Source organism: Mesorhizobium sp. P2_F5 (assembly GCF_056403715.1).
The window spans coordinates 1-17,746 of sequence record NZ_JBFUEY010000032.1; the positions used below are offsets into that span (position 1 = coordinate 1).

Annotated in this window: 14 protein-coding genes and 1 pseudogene; all 15 read left to right on the forward strand. The window is 64.7% G+C overall.

Annotated features, from left to right (window positions below):
• Positions 1-325: 325 nt before the first annotated feature.
• The 15 genes and pseudogenes from AC1DYO_RS29200 to AC1DYO_RS29270 all read left to right on the forward strand — a co-directional run bounded on the left by AC1DYO_RS29200 (position 326) and on the right by AC1DYO_RS29270 (position 17,697).
• A complete protein-coding gene (locus tag AC1DYO_RS29200; protein ID WP_477267851.1) occupies positions 326-1,096 on the forward strand; it encodes an exodeoxyribonuclease III in 771 nt (256 codons plus the stop codon).
• Between the two features lie 125 nt (positions 1,097-1,221).
• Positions 1,222-2,850, forward strand: coding sequence for a WD40 repeat domain-containing protein (locus AC1DYO_RS29205; protein ID WP_477267852.1), 1,629 nt, complete (start codon positions 1,222-1,224; stop codon positions 2,848-2,850).
• A gap of 83 nt (positions 2,851-2,933) precedes the next feature.
• The gene (locus AC1DYO_RS29210) at positions 2,934-4,316 is read left to right on the forward strand and encodes an SEL1-like repeat protein (RefSeq protein WP_477267853.1); all 1,383 of its coding nucleotides are present in this window, start codon (positions 2,934-2,936) and stop codon (positions 4,314-4,316) included.
• A gap of 235 nt (positions 4,317-4,551) precedes the next feature.
• Positions 4,552-6,294: an alkaline phosphatase gene (locus tag AC1DYO_RS29215; protein ID WP_477267854.1), complete on the forward strand. Its 1,743-nt coding sequence runs from the start codon at positions 4,552-4,554 to the stop codon at positions 6,292-6,294.
• Between the two features lie 116 nt (positions 6,295-6,410).
• Complete coding sequence (locus tag AC1DYO_RS29220) at positions 6,411-6,869, forward strand: hypothetical protein (RefSeq protein ID WP_477267855.1); 459 nt, start codon at positions 6,411-6,413, stop codon at positions 6,867-6,869.
• 5 nt (positions 6,870-6,874) lie between these two features.
• Positions 6,875-7,585, forward strand: a complete 711-nt coding sequence (locus tag AC1DYO_RS29225) for an ABC transporter ATP-binding protein (protein WP_477267856.1) — start codon at positions 6,875-6,877, stop codon at positions 7,583-7,585.
• Between the two features lie 36 nt (positions 7,586-7,621).
• Positions 7,622-8,869, forward strand: a complete 1,248-nt coding sequence (locus tag AC1DYO_RS29230; protein WP_477267857.1) for an ABC transporter permease — start codon at positions 7,622-7,624, stop codon at positions 8,867-8,869.
• Positions 8,870-9,172: 303 nt separating this feature from the next.
• On the forward strand, positions 9,173-11,191 hold the full coding sequence (locus tag AC1DYO_RS29235) for an amidase (protein ID WP_477267858.1): 2,019 nt from the start codon (positions 9,173-9,175) through the stop codon (positions 11,189-11,191).
• Positions 11,192-11,400: 209 nt separating this feature from the next.
• Complete coding sequence (locus tag AC1DYO_RS29240) at positions 11,401-11,940, forward strand: isochorismatase family protein (protein WP_477267859.1); 540 nt, start codon at positions 11,401-11,403, stop codon at positions 11,938-11,940.
• A gap of 35 nt (positions 11,941-11,975) precedes the next feature.
• Positions 11,976-12,425 carry a GFA family protein gene (locus tag AC1DYO_RS29245; RefSeq protein ID WP_477267860.1) on the forward strand — a complete coding sequence of 150 codons (450 nt, stop codon included), beginning with the start codon at positions 11,976-11,978 and terminating at the stop codon, positions 12,423-12,425.
• 317 nt (positions 12,426-12,742) lie between these two features.
• Positions 12,743-13,741, forward strand: a complete 999-nt coding sequence (locus AC1DYO_RS29250; protein ID WP_477267861.1) for a LacI family DNA-binding transcriptional regulator — start codon at positions 12,743-12,745, stop codon at positions 13,739-13,741.
• A complete protein-coding gene (locus AC1DYO_RS29255) occupies positions 13,738-15,255 on the forward strand; it encodes a sugar ABC transporter ATP-binding protein (protein ID WP_477267862.1) in 1,518 nt (505 codons plus the stop codon). The genes AC1DYO_RS29250 and AC1DYO_RS29255 overlap by 4 nt, the downstream gene beginning before the upstream one ends.
• Complete coding sequence (locus AC1DYO_RS29260; protein ID WP_477267863.1) at positions 15,255-16,304, forward strand: ABC transporter permease; 1,050 nt, start codon at positions 15,255-15,257, stop codon at positions 16,302-16,304. The genes AC1DYO_RS29255 and AC1DYO_RS29260 overlap by 1 nt, the downstream gene beginning before the upstream one ends.
• A 63-nt stretch (positions 16,305-16,367) precedes the next feature.
• Positions 16,368-17,351 (forward strand): substrate-binding domain-containing protein, encoded by a 984-nt coding sequence (locus tag AC1DYO_RS29265; RefSeq protein ID WP_477267864.1) that lies wholly within the window; start codon positions 16,368-16,370, stop codon positions 17,349-17,351.
• Positions 17,352-17,510: 159 nt separating this feature from the next.
• Positions 17,511-17,697 (forward strand): annotated as a pseudogene (locus tag AC1DYO_RS29270) (hypothetical protein).
• The last annotated feature ends 49 nt before the right edge of the window (positions 17,698-17,746 follow it).

Genomic DNA, 17,746 nt, shown 5'->3' on the forward strand with positions numbered 1-17,746 from the left:
CTCCAAGCGATGGCGGACAAAGACGGCAGGGACCTTGATGACGTCGGGTGTTGCCCGATCCTAGGGACGGTCGCCTGCCGCCGGGACTGCTGGCTGTGATGGGCCGCAGTCCCGGCCGCCAAACTAACCGATCCTTCTCAAACAATCCTAGGGCGAAGCAAGGAGCGAAGCGACGCGGCGCAGACCCTAGGATCCATGCCGTGACTTTCGAGAGCAGCAACGAAGTAGAATTCTGCCTCGCCGCGTTCCATGGCAGGCGTCCCGGCATGGATCCTCGGGTCAAGCCCGAGGATGACGAAGTGAAAGGCGTGCCCGGTATTCTCTTATGAAAGTCGCCTCCTTCAACATCAACAACATTAACAGCCGGCTGCAAAACCTGCTGGCCTGGCTGGCGGTCGCAAAACCCGATGTCGTCTGCTTGCAGGAACTGAAAGCGCGCGACATGCAGTTTCCGCGCACGGCACTGGCCGACGCCGGCTATGGCGCGGTGTGGAAGGGCGAGCCGACCTGGAACGGCGTCGCCATACTCGCGCGAGGATCCGAGCCCGTGCTGACCGCGGACACGCTGCCTGGCGATGACGCCGACAGGCAAAGCCGCTACATCGAGGCGGCAGTGAACGGCGTCGTCATCGCTTGCCTCTATGCACCCAATGGCAATCCGCAGCCGGGACCGAAATTCCAGTACAAACTGGCGTGGCATGAAAGGCTGGAGGCGCATGCCGAACAGCTGTTCGACACCGGCCTGCCGGTGGCGCTGGTCGGCGACTACAACATCGTGCCCGAGCCGCGCGACATCTACGCCACCCGCTCCTATGACGACAATGCGCTGGTGCAGCCGGAGAGCCGCGCGTCCTTCCAGCGCCTGCTCGACCAGGGCTGGACGGATGCGTTGCGCAAGAAATACCCGAAGGAAACGCTCTACACATTCTGGGACTATCGCCGCAACCGCTGGCCGCGTGACGCCGGCTTGAGGCTCGACCACATATTGCTGTCGAAGAAACTGGCGCGCCGCCTCACTGCCGCCGGCATCGATCGCGATATCAGAGGTGAGGACGGCGCCAGCGACCATGCGCCGGTATGGGTGGAGTTAAAGTGAACTTGGCTGCGTGATCTCAACCACTTTCGTGGGTCGCATTTTGCGTTATTTGTTTCGCCGCTAGTTTCTCGGATGCGGCTGGCCGCATGGTGAGCAAGGTGCGCGCGGCACCGAGGGGGAGCCCGATGGACAGGTTGGCCGAAAGGCTCTTTGCGCTTCCGCTGCTGGCGGCTGCCCTGGCTTGCCTGGTTCGCGCGTATTTGCTGTTGGGCGACAGTGATTTCAGCTGGAGCGGGATCGACCACATGTTGCATGGCCCAGCCACGCTGCGGCCGGTGGTGTTCCTGGCGGTCGGCGGGCTTTGCCTGCTTGGTGCCCTGTTGTTCTGGGCCGGGCTGCTGCCGGGTCGGCGACCCCAGCCTGCAGGAATGCCGCTCTTTGGCCGCGATGCCGAGATCGAGGCCAAGGGCCGCCCGGGCTTGCGGCGCGCCTTTCTCATGTTGCCGGTGATTGCCGTGCTGGCGCTGCTGGCCGACCACTTCCCTTGGACGCGTGACGCAGGCCCGGGCGCTGAGGTAGCCGCCCCGAACGAACTCAAAGTCGAGCCGAAGAGCGAGGATGTCGCCGGCCTGCCGCCGGACGTGGCGACGCCGCCGGCTCCGCCGAGTTCGCCGCTGGTCGCCATGCCGTCTGAGCCAACTCCGCCGGTGCAGGCAGCCAAACCGCCGGAGCCGGCGCAGCCAGCGCCGCGGCCCGCACCGGCACAGCCACCCGAGGTCGCTCTTGCTCCGGCGACCCCGCCACCGGAAGCAACTCCGCCGCCGGCTCCGGCTATGCCGCCACAAGCCGCACTTCCCTCGCCACCGGAAACCGTGGCGCCCTTGCCGCCGGCCGAACCGCCGCTGCCGACCGAGCCCGACGGCCACCGCGACGCCGTCGTCTGGCTCGCCGTGTCTGCCGATGGCCGTGACATTATGAGCGCCAGCACCGACCACATGATCAAGCTCTGGGATATCACCGGCAAGCGGCTGATCCGCAATCTCGGTGAGCACAAGGACATGGCGCGCACCGCGCTGTTCATGCCCGACGGCGCCACCGCGCTGACCGCCGGCGACGACGGCGAAATCGTGCTGCGAAAGCTTGCCGACGGCACGGTACTGCATGTCTTCTTGTCGGGCGCGAATGGCGGCGTCCGAAAACTGGCGATCAGCCGGGACGGCAAACGCGCCGTCAGCGGCCACGACACCGGCAATGTCATCGTCTGGGACCTTGTCAACAAATCCGCGCTGCATGTGATGACCGGGCACGATTGGCCGATCAGCACGGTCGCAATCTCGCCCGATGGCACGCGCGCGCTGAGTGGCTCCATCGACGGCACGCTGAAACTCTGGGATGTCGAAAGCGGCAAGCAATTGCGCAGCTGGCACGGTCACGAGCAGGGCACGTACGGCGCCGTCTTCACCGCCGACGGCCATCACGTCATCACCGGCAGCGGCGACTACACGATCAAGCTCTGGGATCTCGACACGTTCAAGGAGGTGCGCCGCTTCGAAGGGCACGAAGGCACCGTCTACACGCTGGCGCTGTCGGCCGACGGCAAGCGCCTGGCCTCCGGCTCGCTCGACGGCACGGCGCGGCTGTGGGATGTCGACACCGGCAACCAGATCGCCATGTTCGACAGCCGCACAGGCCCGATCTACGCCGTCGCCTTCGCCCCCGACGGCACGCTGCTCACCGGTGGCGACGACCGCACCATCAGGGATTGGCCGGCGACAGGCGATGGCGAAATCCTGTTCGCCGGCGCGCCGCAGTAGCGCGACATTCAACGCAGCAGATATTCCAGAACAGCGGGGCTTGCGCTAAGGATTACCGGTGGCTGCAAAATGGATCGCCAAACTTGAGCAACAACGACTGGCCGCTTAAAGCCGATACAACTGTTTACAGTTCGCCTGCGCCGCTTCGTAGAACAGTCCTGCCCATCGTCCTGGTCGTGCTGGCCGGCTTCGTGCTGCTCGGGCCTGTCCGAAATTACTATGTGCAATGGTCGGCCATAAAGAAGGCTCAAGCAGCTTTCCTCGCCAAGGATTATCGCGAGCAATTCCGCCAGACCTCTGTGCTGGCGGAGATGGGAAATGCTGACGCACAGTCTGGTCTAGGAGCGATGTACTGGCAGGGCCTGGGTATCGCCCAAAATGACAAGCTGGCGGCCTACTGGTGGGGCAAGGCGGCCGAGCAAGGAAATGCAGATGCAGCATCCTCGCTCGCCCAGGCCTATTCCCATGGTCGAGGGGTCGAAAGAAACGATCAACTGGCGTTGAAGTTTGCCACGCAGTCAGCCGACAAGGGCAATGCGAATGGTCAATACGCTGTCGGCACCCTGTATGCGCAGGGCCAGGGTGTTACTCAAAGCAATGAGCAGGCACTCTCCTGGTGGCGTAAGGCAGCCGATGGTGGAAGTGCCGAGGCAGTCTACTGCATCGGTCGGGCTTATTATCTCGGCCAAGGGATCAAGAAGGACGATCAGCTTGCCGTGACGTGGGCGCGAAAGGCGGCCGACAAGGGCGAACCGAATGCCCAGTCCCTGCTGGGCACGCTCTATTCGCTTGGCCAAGGAGTAGGTCAGGATGACCGTCTGGCATTCGAATGGTGGGTGAAGGCTGCGGCCGCCGGCGTACCGGAAGCGCAATACTCCGTGGCAAACGCGTATGACTTGGGAAAAGGCATCGGCAAGGATGACGCCCAGTCGTTCGCCTGGTTGGTCAAAGCAGCGGAACAGGGAAATGTCCCGGCGCAGTCTGCGCTGGCCTACGCCTATGCGACGGGCAAAGGCGTAGCCAGGAACGACGCGGAAGCGGCGTCCTGGTGGTTGAAGGCGGCGAGCCAGGGAGACGCCTATGCGCAGGCGAACCTCGGCCTTGCATATTGGACGGGCGCCGGGCTGGCCCAGGGCGACGCTGATGCCGTTTCGTGGTGGCTCAAGGCCGCAAAGCAGGGGGATGTTTCGTCTGAACTGTATCTGGCTGTTGCCTATGCCCAGGGCAGAGGGATAGCCAAGGATAACAAATCCGCCGAATTCTGGTTGCTGGAGGCAGCCAAGGCGGGAAATGTCGAAGCAGAACTCAACCTTGGCAAGCTTTATTACACAGGGATCAGCGGCGAGCCGAATTATCGGGAAGCCAGCAAGTGGTTTTCCACGGCGGCGGGCCACGGGAACGCCGAGGCCAGGACCTTTCTTCAACTGATGAAGGAAAAGGGCCAGTTCGACAGCAAGACGCTGTGAGCTGAGGGCTTAGGCGACGCTGATGAAATCGGCAATGCTTCCGATCCTCCCCCTTGCCATGGCGATAGCCGGCGACCAAGCGTGCGTCGCGTCGGCAGCTTTGTTCAAGCGTGATTCTCAACCAGCTCCGGATGGCGCAGAAATGTGAGCGGCCCAGGCAAGGTTCTGTCATACAACAGACATCGGCAGCGGATACCAAAAACTGTCTTTTATCAGTCAATTTTGGAGGTCACTTATGCTTCGCCCCCTCATCGCGCTTGCCGTTACGACAAGTCTTGCCAGCGCTGCTGGTGCAGCCACGATCTATCCTCTCGACCGCGCCACGATCCTCGCTCAGTCTCCCTTCGACCTGAAGGTCGAATTCGACAAGGTCGTCACGCCCGGCCAGGTCACGGTGACGATCAACGGCAAGCCGGCCGAAGAGGTCCTCGGCAAGAAGGTCGAGTTCGTGGAGAAGGAAGAGGGGGTCGATGCCTCCGCCATTTTGATCCGCGCCGCCAGCATCGCCCAGCCCGGCACCTATGAGATCGAAGCCACGGCTGGCGACGAGACCAAGTCCGTCAAATGGGAGGTGTTCGGAACCTCTGCGACACCGCGCGCCAAGAACGTCATCTTCCTGCTCGGCGACGGCATGTCGGTTGCGCACCGCACCGGCGCGCGGATCATGTCCAAGGGCATGACCGAAGGCAAGGCGAACGGCCGGCTCAACATGGACGATCTCGACCATATGGCCTTTATCGGCACGTCGTCGACCAACGCCATCGCCACCGACAGCGCCAACACCATGTCGGCCTACATGACCGGTCACAAGACGGCGGTGAACGCGCTCGGCGTCTATGCCGACCGCACCAAGCCGAGCCAGGATGACCCGAAGGTCGAGACCATCGCCGAGGCTCTGCGGCGCACCGGCAAGAAGTCGATCGGCGTCGTCTCGACGGCCGAGGTCGAGGACGCCACCCCGGCAGCGGTTGTCTCTCATACCCGCAGCCGCGGCGACAAGGCCGACATCGTCGGCATGTTCTACCAGACGCAGCCCGAAATCATTCTCGGCGGCGGCTCCGCCTATTTCCTGCCGCAGAGCACGGCCGGCTCCAAGCGCAAGGACGACACCGACTACATCGCGAAATTCCGCGACGCCGGATACGCCCTTGCAACCGACAAGACCGAACTCGAGGCCGCGTCCAAGACCAACACCGGCAAGATCCTCGGCCTGTTCCACACCGGCAACATGGATGTCACGCTTGATCGCGATTTCCTCAGGAAGGGCACCGTGGAAACCTTCCCCAATCAGCCGGGCCTGGTCGAAATGACCAATGTCGCGCTCGGCGAACTGTCGAAGAACCCTGACGGCTTCTTCCTGATGGTCGAAGGCGCCTCGATCGACAAGATGTCGCATCCGATGGATTGGGAGCGCTCGATTGTCGAGGTCATCGAATTCGATAAGGCCATCGGCGTGGCCATGGAATTCGCCAAGACCCATCCCGACACGATGATTGTCGTCACCGGCGACCACACCCACAGCGTCTCCATCGTCGGCACCATCGACGACAGCAAGCCAGGCCCCGACATGCGCGACAAGGTCGGTACCTATGCCGATGCCGGCTTCCCGAACTACGAGGACAAGAACAACGACGGCTACCCCGACAGCGTCGATGTCTCGCGCCGTCTGGCGATCTTCGGCGCCAACTTCCCCGACTATTACGAGACGTTCCGTCCGAAGCTCGACGGCCCGTTCGTGCCGGCGGTGCAGAACGAGAGCAAGCAGTATGTCGCCAACGAGAAGTACAAGGACGTGCCCGGCGCCGTGCTGCGCATCGGCAATCTGCCGAAGTCGGCCGATAGCGCGGTCCATGCCGTGGATGATGTCGTGCTGCAGGCCACCGGCCCAGGCGCTGAAGGCTTCAAGGGCTACATGGAGGAGAGCGACGTCTATAAGGTCCTCGCCGATGCGCTCGGACTGGCGCCGGCGACGAACTGAGCCGCGCAGTCTATGATGATCCCGGCCACTCCATCCGGCGCTTGCGGATGGAGCGGGTCGGGACGATGGTTTGGGCGCTGACGGCGCCCGCGTCAGTCGATAAGGGAATAGCAATCATGGAGCGCAGACCGATCACCCGTCGCGGCATGCTGCTCGGTTCGGCTACGGTCTGTCTTTCCTCGGCTATGCGCGGCGCGTCGGCAGCGCCGGCACCACTCACCTTCGATGACCTCTACGCCAAGATCGGCGTGCTCGGCATGAGCTTTTCCGACAAGGTCAAGACGCTTGCGGGCCAGAACGTCACCATGCAGGGTTTCATGGCGCCGCCGCTCAAGGCCGAGGCGAAATTCTTCGTCCTGACCGAGATACCGATGGCGCTGTGTCCGTTCTGCTCATCCGACGCCGACTGGCCTGACAACATCGTCGTCATCTATCTCGACCAGGCGCAAACCTTCGAACAGGCCAACGCTCTCATTGAAGTGGGAGGCAGACTGGAAGTCGGCTCCTGGACCGATCCCGAAACCGGCTTCGTCAGCCTTCTGCGCATCGTCGACGCGCATTTCCAGCGGGCGTAGCGATCATGCTCGGCCTGTCCGTCCGCGATTTGCGGGTCTCCTTCCGCGACCTTGAAAAGCCCGCGCTCGCCGTGCCCGCGCTGGACATCCGACCTGGCGAAAAAGTCGCCGTCACCGGGCCCTCGGGCTCGGGCAAGACGACGTTCATCAACATCGTGACCGGCCTGGAAAGGACACGCCACGGTTCGGTACGCTGGAGCGATACCGACCTTGCCAGCCTCTCCGAAGCCAGGCGCGACCGCTGGCGTTCCGCCCATGTCGGCCTGGTCATGCAGGAATTCTATCTCTGCCCCGGCCTGTCGGCGCTGGAGAACGTGCTGTTGCCCGGCAGGTTGTCGAGGGTCCGCCCCGTGACCGAGTTGAAGGCGGAAGCACTGCGGCTGCTCGAACGGGTCGAAATCTCGCGTCCCGGCCAGCCGGTCGAGACCATGTCGCGCGGGCAGATGCAGCGGGTCGCAGTCGCCAGGGCGCTGGTGACGAGACCAGCCATTGTCGTCGCCGACGAGCCGACCGCCAGCCTCGATGCCGATTCCGGAATCGCGGTGGCGAACCTGTTGCTGCAATTGGCCGGCGAGGCGGGAACCACCCTCATCGTCGCCAGTCACGAGAAACGGTTGATAGAAAGGCTGGACCGGATCATCCGCCTGGAAGCCGGTCAGGTGACCCGCGATACCGGCGCGTTGCAAGAGATGGCTGAGCGCGATGAAGCTTTCTGATCTCGCCTTTGAAAATTTGGAAAAAAGGAAGTGCCGATGCTCCGCTTCATCGCCGCGGATCTGAGGCGACACTGGATCGGCGTGGCTGCCGTGGCGCTGCTGATCGCGCTTGCGACCGCGCTTGGCGTTGCGGTGACGCTCAGTGAGCGGGCGCTGCGGCTGGGCAGCGCGCAGGCGGCTGATGCCTTCGACCTTGTGATCGGCGCTCCGGGCAGCGAAACCCAGCTGGTGCTGTCCTCCGTGTTTCTGCAGGCCGCACCGCTGTCGCTGATGCCGGGCGATGTGCTCGCCGGTCTCATCAGGGACAAGCGGGTGGCCTGGGCGGCGCCTGTCGGTTTCGGCGATTTCGTCGAAAACTTTCCAATCGTTGGAACCACGCAAGCGCTGGTCGACGGGCTGGGCGGCGTCTCCGAAGGCCGCACATTTGCCTTGCTTGGCGATGCGCTGGTCGGCGCCGCCGTGCCCAAAAACATCGGCGCCCGCTTTCATCCCGCGCACGGGCAGCTGCATGCGGCGACCGAAATCCACAATGATTTCACCTATACGATTGTCGGGCGCCTCAGCCCCACCGGCACGGCCTGGGACCGGGCGATCATCGTGCCGATCGAGGCGGTGTGGCATGTTCATAAACATGAGAATGGCCGCGCCGGAATAGCAGCACTTGTCGAGCAGGTTGACGCACAAGACGGAGCCGAGCCGCACGGTTTCGATGCGTCGATCAACCCCGATGCCGTTCTCGATCCCTCGGCGCCCGGCCTGCCGGCCGTCCTGGTAAAACCGCACACCATCGCCGACGCCTACAAGCTGCGCCAGCAATATCGCAGCGAACGCACGCTGGCGGTTTTTCCCGGCGAAGTGCTGACCAGGCTTTACGGAACCCTGGGCGATGCACGGCGCATCCTGTCCGTGGTGGCGGCCGGCGCGCAGTTTCTCGTCGCGGCGGCAATCCTGCTGGTCGTCATCGCCCATGTTCTGCAGAGGCGGCACCAGATCGGCGCCTTGCGCGCCTTCGGCGCGCCGCGCCAGGTGGTGTTCGGGATCGTCTGGGTGGAAACGTTCGTCATCGTCGGCGCCGGCGTCCTGCTCGGCTTCCTCTTCGGCTATCTCGGCGCCCGAACCATCGCCCATACGATGAGCGAGGTCAGCGGTTTTTCCATGCCCGTAACATTCCGCATCGAGGATATGCGCTCAGTGCTGATCCTGCTTGTCGTGGCGGGCCTTGCCGCTGTGGTACCGTCGATCCTCGCCTATCGGCAGTCGCCCGCCCAGGCGCTGAGGAACTGAAGCGAAGTGAGGTCGACGCTGCCAATCTCCCCCCTCGTGGGGGAGATGTCCGGCAGGACAGAGGGGGGCGCGAAGGATCGCGGCCTTCGATGCAGTTTTCGCGCTATCCGAGATGCAATATTTCGATGCGACGTTGTCCGGCTTTATCGAGAGGTCGGCGGGACAGCGCCCCCCTCTGGCCTGCCGGCCATCTCCCCCACGAGGGGGGAGATCAGCAGCTTCGCCGTCGCGCCCGCCGTTTGAGACGTGACACTCGGATCGCCCGATGCGAAGAGTGCTTTGCCGCTGCATCTCGAGAATCCCATGCCCAACCTCCAACTCGTCGAAGCCTCAATCGCCGACCTGCGCCGCGCGCTGGAAGACGGCACCGTCACCAGCGTCGAGCTGGTCGGCGCCTACCTCCGCCGCATCGCCCACTACGACCGCCATGGCATCGCGCTGAACGCCGTACCTGTGCTCAACCCGAAAATGTTCGAAGAGGCCGCCGCGTCCGACCGGCGCCGCCGCAACGGCGCTTCGCTCGGGCCGCTCGACGGCATCCCTTACACCGCCAAGGACAGCTACAGGGTCAAAGGCCTGACGGTGGCGGCCGGATCGCCTGCCTTCGAGCATCTCATCGCCAACGAGGACGCCTTCACCATCGCGCGGCTGCGGGCCGCAGGTGCTGTGCTGATCGGGCTGACCAACATGCCGCCGATGGCCAATGGCGGCATGCAGCGCGGCGTCTATGGCCGCGCCGAAAGCCCCTATAATGCCGATTACCTGACCGCCGCCTTCGCCTCGGGCTCGTCCAACGGTTCGGGCACGGCGACTGCCGCCAGCTTCGCTGCCTTCGGCCTCGGCGAGGAGACATGGTCGTCAGGGCGGGCGCCGGCCTCGAACAACGCGCTGGTCGCCTACACGCCGTCGCGCGGTGTCATTTCGGTCAGGGGCAACTGGCCGCTGGTGCCGACCATGGACGTGGTGGTGCCGCACACGCGCAGCATGGCCGACATGCTCGAACTTCTCGACGTGGTCGTCGCGGACGATGCGGAGACGCGCGGTGATTTCTGGCGCGCGCAGCCCTGGGTGACGATCCCGAGAAGCACGGAACTCCGGCCGCCAAGCTACACGGCGCTCGCACTCGAGGGCTCGCTGAGAGGCAAGCGCCTCGGCGTGCCGAAAATGTATATCGGCCGCGATGGCGGAGCGACAAAGCCTATCGAAACCCGTGCCTCGGTGCTCGACCTCTGGCGGCAGGCGGCGCGCGACCTCGAACAGCTTGGCGCCGAAGTGGTCGAGGTCGATTTTCCCGTCGTCTCCAATTACGAGCGCGACCGTCCGGGTGCAAAGACCATGGTCGAGCGTGGGCTGGTGACGGAAGCCTTCGCCGAGCGCGAAATCTGGGATCTCTGCATCTGGGGCTGGGACGATTTTCTGCGCGCCAATGCCGATCCCGCCATCCCTGATCTGGCCGCGGTCGACGGCCCCAAGATTTTCCCGCAGCCGCCGGGCACGCTGCCCGACCGCTATGGCGATGACGGTTTCGATCTCGCTGACTATGTCACCCGTGCCAAACAGGGCGTGACGCCCTTTCGCGATATTCCCACCCTGGCGGAAGGGCTCAAGGGGCTGGAGGCGACGCGGCGTCTCGATTTCGAAGACTGGCTGGATGCGAACCGGCTCGATGCCGTGGTGCTGCCGGCGGTCGCCGATGTCGGGCCGGCCGATGCCGATGCCAACGAGACCTCGGCGGACCTTGCCTGGCGCAACGGCACCTGGGTCGCCAACGGCAATCTGGTCTGGCGCCATCTCGGCATCCCGACTGTCACCGTGCCGATGGGCACCATGGCCGATATCGGCATGCCGGTCGGGCTGACTTTCGCGGGCAAGGCTTATGACGATGTGGACCTGCTGCGCATCGCCGGCGATTACGAGCGCGCCACCCGGCGCCGCGCCAGCCCGCCGCGAACGCCGGCGCTGGCGGGCGATGTGTTTGCGGGGCGCGGTGGATTAAGGGTCAGCGATGAGCCGCCGCCGGCGCTGACGGTTGCCGCCGAGACGAGGCTTCGGGGAGACCAGGCCGAGATCGTCGTAACGGTCGAACTCGATGCTGCGATCGACCCGGAAACGGTTGGCGTCAAGGTCCATGTCAATGGTGAACCCGTTGACCTTCAGCGAAGCGGCGCAAGTTTTCACGGCAGCATCCTGGTGCCAGCCGACGAGCACGTGAGAACGCACAGCGTCTGGCGTGGCGCTTACGGCTCGATCGTAACTGCCGTCGTGCGCCTGGAGGATGGGCGTGCGGCCGGCGGTTATGTGGTTACCTGCGGGATTGGCTGAGGCGCGGACGCTGCAATCTCCCTCCTTGAGGGGGAGATGGCCGGCAGGCCAGAGGGGGTCGGTTCGACCGGGCTCGGCCCTCTATCGCAGGCGTAGCGGGTTAGCGCTCCACGCGCGGCGACCCCCTCTGTCGCCTTCGGCGACATCTCCCCCTCAAGGGGGGAGATTAGCCTGCTTGACCCATCCCCCACCCGCGCTATCTTCGCGCCATGTCAAAAGCTCCCGCTCCCCTCATCGTCATCGATCTCCAGACCAACATGTTCGACGGCCGCGTCGAGTCGCCGATCCACGATGCGCCGGGCATCGCCGCGCGTACACGCTCGCTGATCGACTGGGCGCGGCGCGAGGGGCGCAAGATCGCTTTCGTCCGGCATGATGGGCCGGCCGGCGATCCGCTGGCGCCGGGCGAGCCGGGCTGGCCGGTATGGTCGGAACTCGGCCAGGCCAAGGACGAGCCGACCTTTTCCAAGAACGTCCGCAACGCCTTCTCGAATGCCGAACTTGGCGCGTGGGTGGCCGGGCAGGGCGCTGGCGAAGTCGTGCTCGCCGGCGCGCAGACCGACTTTTGCATCGCCGGCACCGTCAAGGGCGCTCTGGCTGAAGGCCTCGCCGTCACTGTGGTTTCCGATGCGCACTCCACGCTGGACGCTGAAGGCGAAACCGCTGCCGAGATCATCGCCCGGTACAATGCGGGCTTCACCGATGCCGGCGTCACGCTGGTAACGACGAAGGCGCTGACTGGTAGCTGAAAGCGCGCGGACCGCGACGAAGACAGGAGACTGCCTTGCCAAGTCTGAAACTGCCGGCCGAAGGCGGCTGCCGCTGCGGACGCGTCCGGTTGAAAATATCCGCAAAGCCGCTTTTGACCATGGCCTGCCATTGCACCGGCTGCCAGACCATGTCGGCAAGCGCCTATTCGCTGAGCGCCGCCATCCCCTCCGACGGGTTTGAAGTCACCCAAGGCGAGCCGGTGGTCGGCGGCCTGCACGGCGCCTCGCGCCACTATTTCTGCCTGCATTGCATGAGCTGGATGTTCACCCGCCCCGACGGGCTCGACTGGTTCGTCAATCTGCGCCCGACCATGCTCGACGAACCCGGCTGGTTCACGCCGTTCGTCGAGACATGGACCAGCGAGAAACTGCCCTGGGCGGAAACGCCGGCGGTGCATAGCTATGCGGCGCTGCCGGCATTCGAGGAGTACGAGGGGCTGGTGGCGGAGTTTGCGGGACGCTGACGCTGCCAATCTCCCCCCGTGTGGGGGAGATGCCCGGCAGGGCAGAGGGGGGCGCGAAGGATCGCCGCCCTCGACGGTGCCGGCCGCTTTTCCTCTCGACAATCAGACGCTTCCAACACGCCGACAGGCTGGCGGGACAGCGCCCCCCTCTGGCCTGCCGGCCATCTCCCCCACGAGGGGGGAGATCAGCAGCTCCATCGAAAAAATCCATCGAATCGATTGCGCAAACGTTTCGATCACCCTAAGCTCCGCCGAAATCCGCCATCAGAGCGGACGGGAAACGCATAGGGAGGAGCGCTTGCTGGCGCTTTATTGTCTTGCCGACAATGGCTGAAGTGGCGCGGCGCGCCGGCGTGTCGGTGTCGACCGTCTCGCATGTCGTCAACAACACGCGCTTCGTTTCGCTGGAGAAGGCGAAGCTGATCAACGACGCCATTGCCGCCATGGGCTATCAGCCCAACGAGCTGGCGCGGTCGCTGAAAGCGTCCACCACCAACAGCGTCGGCCTGGCGATTTCGGCGATTTCCAACCCCTATTTCACCGACATCATCTGCGCGGTCGAGGCCGAATGCGCGCGGCTCGGGCTGATGGTGTTTCTCTCCGACACGCAGGAAGACCCCGACCGCGAACTGCAAGTGGTGCGCGCCTTCCACCAGCGCCGCGTCGACGGCGTCATCCTGGCGCCGTCGGGCTCGCCGCAACGCGCCATCGACTATCTCGCCGACAAAAAAGTGCCGTGCGTTTTGATCGACCGTTTCGCCGACGACCGCTTCGATCAGATCGGCGTCGAGAACGACACGGCGATGCGCGCGTTGATCGATCATGTCGCTTCCTTCGGCCACAAGCGCATCGGCTACATCGCCGGGCAGCCGGGGCTGGCGACGACGCGCGAACGCATCGAGGCGTTCCAGGCTTCGCTCGCGGCCAATGGACTTGAAAGCGTGCCGCACTATGTCTCGCCGGAGAATGTCGACACGGCGGCGGCGACCGCATCCACGCACGTGATCCTGTCGCTGCCGTCTCCACCAACCGCACTGGTCACCGGCAACAATATGACGACGATCGGAGCCGTCCGGGCCATCCGCGAAAAAGGTCTCACCATCCCGCGCGATCTGTCGCTGGTCGGCTTCGACGATTTCGAATGGGCGGACTGTTTCGAGCCCCGGCTGACGCTGATCGAGCAGCCCTGCACCGAGATCGGTCGGCAGGCGGCGGCGCTGCTCTGCGCCCGCATCGCGTCGACCGCGTCCGCGCCGCGCTCGGTGCGCCTGCAGGCGACGCTGCAGGCACGCGCCTCCTGCGGGAGGCCGAAATGAGCGCGCCGCTTCTGGTGATGACCGGCGCCGTCAAACGCTTCGGCGGCGTGCAGGCGCTGCGCGGTGTCGACTTCGACCTCAAGGCGGGCGAGATCCATGCGCTGCTCGGCGAGAACGGCGCCGGCAAGTCGACGCTAATGAACCTTCTCTCAGGCGTCTACACGCCGGACGAGGGCACCATCGAGATCGACGGCAAGCCAGTGCGCTTCAACAACCCGCGAGAGGCTCAAGGTGCGGGTATCGCCACCATCTTCCAGGAGCTCGATCTGGTGCCGTCACTCGACGTCGCGGCTAATCTGTTCCTCGGCCGCGAGCTGATGCGCCCCGGCGGCTTCCTCGACGTCCCGGCGATGCGCCGCGAGGCGAAAAAGCGACTGGAAGCGATCGAGATCGCCATCGATCCAGGGGCGATGGTGGCCGACCTGTCGATCGGCCAGCGCCAGGTGGTGGCGATCGTCAAGGCGCTGTCCTATGCCTCGCGCGTGCTGATCATGGACGAGCCGACGGCCGCACTCACCGTGGGCGAAGTTGAGCGCCTGTTCGACATCATGCGCAAGCTCGCCGCCACCGGCGTCGGCATCGTCTATATCTCGCATCGGCTCGAGGAAGTGCCAGGCATTGCCGACCGGGTGACGGTGATGCGCGACGGCCGTGTCGCCGGTATCACCGAGCCGCACGCGCCGCAGGCCGAGCTGGTGCGGCTGCTGGTCGGGCGCCCGCTGGACGAGCTTTATCCGCAGCGTTCCAAGGCCGCCGGCAAGCCGCTGCTCAGTCTGCGCGATGCCAGCTTCCGGCTCGCCCGTGACAGCGCCGGCTGGCAGGCGCCGCAAGGCGTGTCGCTCGATGTCCATGAAGGCGAGATCGTCGGTCTCGCCGGCATTATGGGGGCAGGGCGCACAGAGCTGCTGTCCGCGCTCTACGGCACCGGCCTGTCCGGCCGATGGGAGGGCGAGGTCGCCATATCGGGCCGTCCGGTAAAACTCGATTCGATCAGCGCGGCCCGCGCGGCCGGCATCGCCTTCGTCACCGACGATCGCAGGGGCTCGGGCCTGATGCTGCGCATGGCCGTCGGCCTCAATCTGGTTATGTCGGTCATCCGCAGAATCTCGCCGGCCGGGCTGATGTCGCCAAGCCGTCAGGCGGAAGCGGTCAAACAATCCTTCGGCCAGTTCGACATCCGGCCGAAGAATCCTGATATCGCCGTCGGTGCACTGTCCGGCGGCAATCAGCAGAAGGTGGTGCTTGCCAAGGAAATCCTCGGCAATCCGCGCCTGCTGCTGCTCGACGAGCCAACGCGCGGCGTCGATGTCGGCGCCAAGGGCGAAATCTACGCGCGGCTGCGGGCGCTTGCGGCGCAAGGGCTCGGCATACTGGTGGCGTCCAGCGAGATGCCGGAGCTGATCGGGCTGTGCGACCGCATCGTGGTGCTGCGCCAGGGGCGCAATGTGGCGGAATTCATGGGCGGCGTCGACGAGCACACGGTGCTGGCCGCGGCAAATGGCAGGGAGGCCTGATGGCGGACGACAAGATTTCGGCGGCAAGCGCACCAGTGGCGGCACCTGAAAAGCATCGCGATCCGCTGGCGCTGATCGTGCGCTTCCAGAGCCTGATCGGCCTGGTGCTGGTGGCGATCGGCGGCATCATCTTTTCGCCGCGCCGCCATGGCGAGATTCTGTTCCTCAACCCCGACAACATCGCCAACATCGTGCGCGCCGTCTCCGAGACCGGCATCATCGCCATCGGCATGACCTTCGTCATCATCACCGCCGGCATCGACCTGTCGGTCGGTGCGGTGCTTGGCCTGTCCAGCGTCGTCACCGCCTCGATGATGATCTCCGGCGGCTTCGGCCTGATCCCCACCATCCTCGCCGTGCTGGTCATGGGCATCGTCTTTGGCGCCATCCAGGGCACCATCTCCACCCGCTTCCGGCTGGAGCCGTTCATCGTCACGCTGGCCGGCTTGCAGGCCGCGCGCGGCCTGGCGCTGGTCGTGTCAGGCAACCAGTACATCAACATTTCCTATGGCGACGGGCCGGGCCTGGCGCCGCCGGTGTTTGCCGTGCTGGGCGAGCGCCTGTTCAACAACACCGTGCCGGTGGCCACACTGGTCTTCATCGTCTTTGCCGCCATCGCCACCATCGTCCTCAACACCACGCGCTTCGGCCGCTATGTCTTTGCCGTCGGCGGCAATGAGCGCGCCGCGCGCATATCAGGCGTGCCGGTCTCGATGGTGAAGATCTCGGTCTATGCCATCACCGGCTTTGCCGCCGCACTCGCCGGCATCGTGCATGCCGGCCAGTTCAATTTCGGCAGCGCCAATGACGGCATGGGCTATGAGCTGACAGCCATCGCCGCCGTCGTCATCGGCGGCACCAGCCTGTTCGGCGGCGCCGGCTCGATGGTCGGCACCGTCGCCGGCACCATCATGCTGGGCGCGCTCGCCAACATCCTGCAGCTCAACAACATCACGCCCGCCATGCAGCTGCTCGCGACCGCCGCGATTATCGTTCTGGCGGCAGTGCTTCAATCCCTCGTTCGCCGCCGCGAGGGTTTGGGTCGTTAGGAGGAAGACGGCGAAACGTCAAACCAAGGTCTGGCCCCCCGGCCCGACGAGGAGGAGAGAGTAATGAAAATGACTATAAGAGGATCGACCCTCAAGGCCGTGCTTCTGGCCGGCGCCGGCCTGTGCATTGCCGGCTCTGCCTATGCCGCCGATCCGATGGTGAAAGCCTGCGCCAAGGACGGCCAGTTCATCATCGGCTTTTCCCAAGCCAACAATGCCGAGCCCTACCGCCAGCACGTCAATGACGAGCTGGAGGCGGCAGCCAAGGAATTGCCTGGTTTCACGCTGCAGATCGCCGACGGCGCCGGCAACGTCAACACGCAGACCTCGCAGGTCGACAATTTCATCACCCAGAAGGTCGACATCCTGCTGATCTCGCCCTTCGAGGCGGCGCCGCTGACGCCGGCGGTGAAACGCGCTATGGATGCCGGCATCCCGGTCATCGAGCTCGACCGCAAGACCGTCGGCGACCCCGGCAAGGACTACACCGCCTTCATCGGTGGCGATAATTACAAGATCGCCATGGAGGCCGGCAAATACACCGCCAAGACCCTGCTGCCCGATGGCGGCGAGGCGGCGGTGCTGGAGGGCCTGCCGAGCTCGACGCCGGCGGTGGAGCGCCTCAACGGCTTCAAGGACGGCGTCAAGGAAAACGCCAAGATCCAGGTCGTGGCCGAGCAGGCCGCCGACTGGGTGCCGGACAAAGCGCAAGTCGCCTTCGCCGCCATGCTGCAGGCGCACCCCGACATCAAGGTGCTCTACGCCTCCAATGACATGATGGCCGCCGGCGCGCTGCTCGCCGCCAAAGGCGCGGGCAAGGACGTCAAGATCATCGGCACCGACGGCCTGCCGGGCCCGGCCGGCGGCATCGAGGCGGTGGCCAAGGGCGACTGGGCCGCAACCTTCACCTACCCGACGGGTGCCAAGGAAGCGATCGAGATGTCGAAAAAGATCCTGCTCGATTGCGCGACATCGGTGGAGCCGACGGTGACGGTGGAGACGACCGCGATCACGGCTGAGAATGCCAAGCAGATGATGGGGAAGTGAGGGCGACTAGAGCCTGCCACTGAAGTTGATACGCAAGGCCCCGGAAGGGGCCTTGTTGTGTTTCCGGCACAGGCGCTGTGCACTGACGGTCTCATCGGTATCGGCGAAGCCGCGAATCTGTGTTAAGCCGCCGCCCCAACCAACCAAAGGACGACAGCTGTGAGCGAACCGACCGTGGCCCAGGCGACCGAAAGTATCTATGCCTCGCTCCGTGCGGACAATGCCGACATCGACACCCATATTGCGACGCTTATCCGACCAAGTTGGCGCAGAACAACCGTTCGGGCCGCAAATTGATGCAGGCTTATTTCGGCAGCGCGGCGTGAGCGTGAGGTTTTCGGACTAGCAGGGCCGCGCGCCGTCTCGAATTCTCAGTCAGTGCATATTTGAACGGG

Excerpts from the sequence above, each read along its gene's own strand:
- AC1DYO_RS29200 (WP_477267851.1), top strand. The coding sequence starts at position 326 with ATGAAAGTCGCCTCCTTCAACATCAACAACATTAACAGCCGGCTGCAA.
- AC1DYO_RS29205 (WP_477267852.1), top strand. The coding sequence starts at position 1,222 with ATGGACAGGTTGGCCGAAAGGCTCTTTGCGCTTCCGCTGCTGGCGGCT.
- AC1DYO_RS29215 (WP_477267854.1), top strand. The coding sequence starts at position 4,552 with ATGCTTCGCCCCCTCATCGCGCTTGCCGTTACGACAAGTCTTGCCAGC.
- AC1DYO_RS29220 (WP_477267855.1), top strand. The coding sequence starts at position 6,411 with ATGGAGCGCAGACCGATCACCCGTCGCGGCATGCTGCTCGGTTCGGCT.
- AC1DYO_RS29225 (WP_477267856.1), top strand. The coding sequence starts at position 6,875 with ATGCTCGGCCTGTCCGTCCGCGATTTGCGGGTCTCCTTCCGCGACCTT.
- AC1DYO_RS29230 (WP_477267857.1), top strand. The coding sequence starts at position 7,622 with ATGCTCCGCTTCATCGCCGCGGATCTGAGGCGACACTGGATCGGCGTG.
- AC1DYO_RS29235 (WP_477267858.1), top strand. The coding sequence starts at position 9,173 with ATGCCCAACCTCCAACTCGTCGAAGCCTCAATCGCCGACCTGCGCCGC.
- AC1DYO_RS29240 (WP_477267859.1), top strand. The coding sequence starts at position 11,401 with ATGTCAAAAGCTCCCGCTCCCCTCATCGTCATCGATCTCCAGACCAAC.
- AC1DYO_RS29255 (WP_477267862.1), top strand. The coding sequence starts at position 13,738 with ATGAGCGCGCCGCTTCTGGTGATGACCGGCGCCGTCAAACGCTTCGGC.
- AC1DYO_RS29260 (WP_477267863.1), top strand. The coding sequence starts at position 15,255 with ATGGCGGACGACAAGATTTCGGCGGCAAGCGCACCAGTGGCGGCACCT.
- AC1DYO_RS29265 (WP_477267864.1), top strand. The coding sequence starts at position 16,368 with ATGAAAATGACTATAAGAGGATCGACCCTCAAGGCCGTGCTTCTGGCC.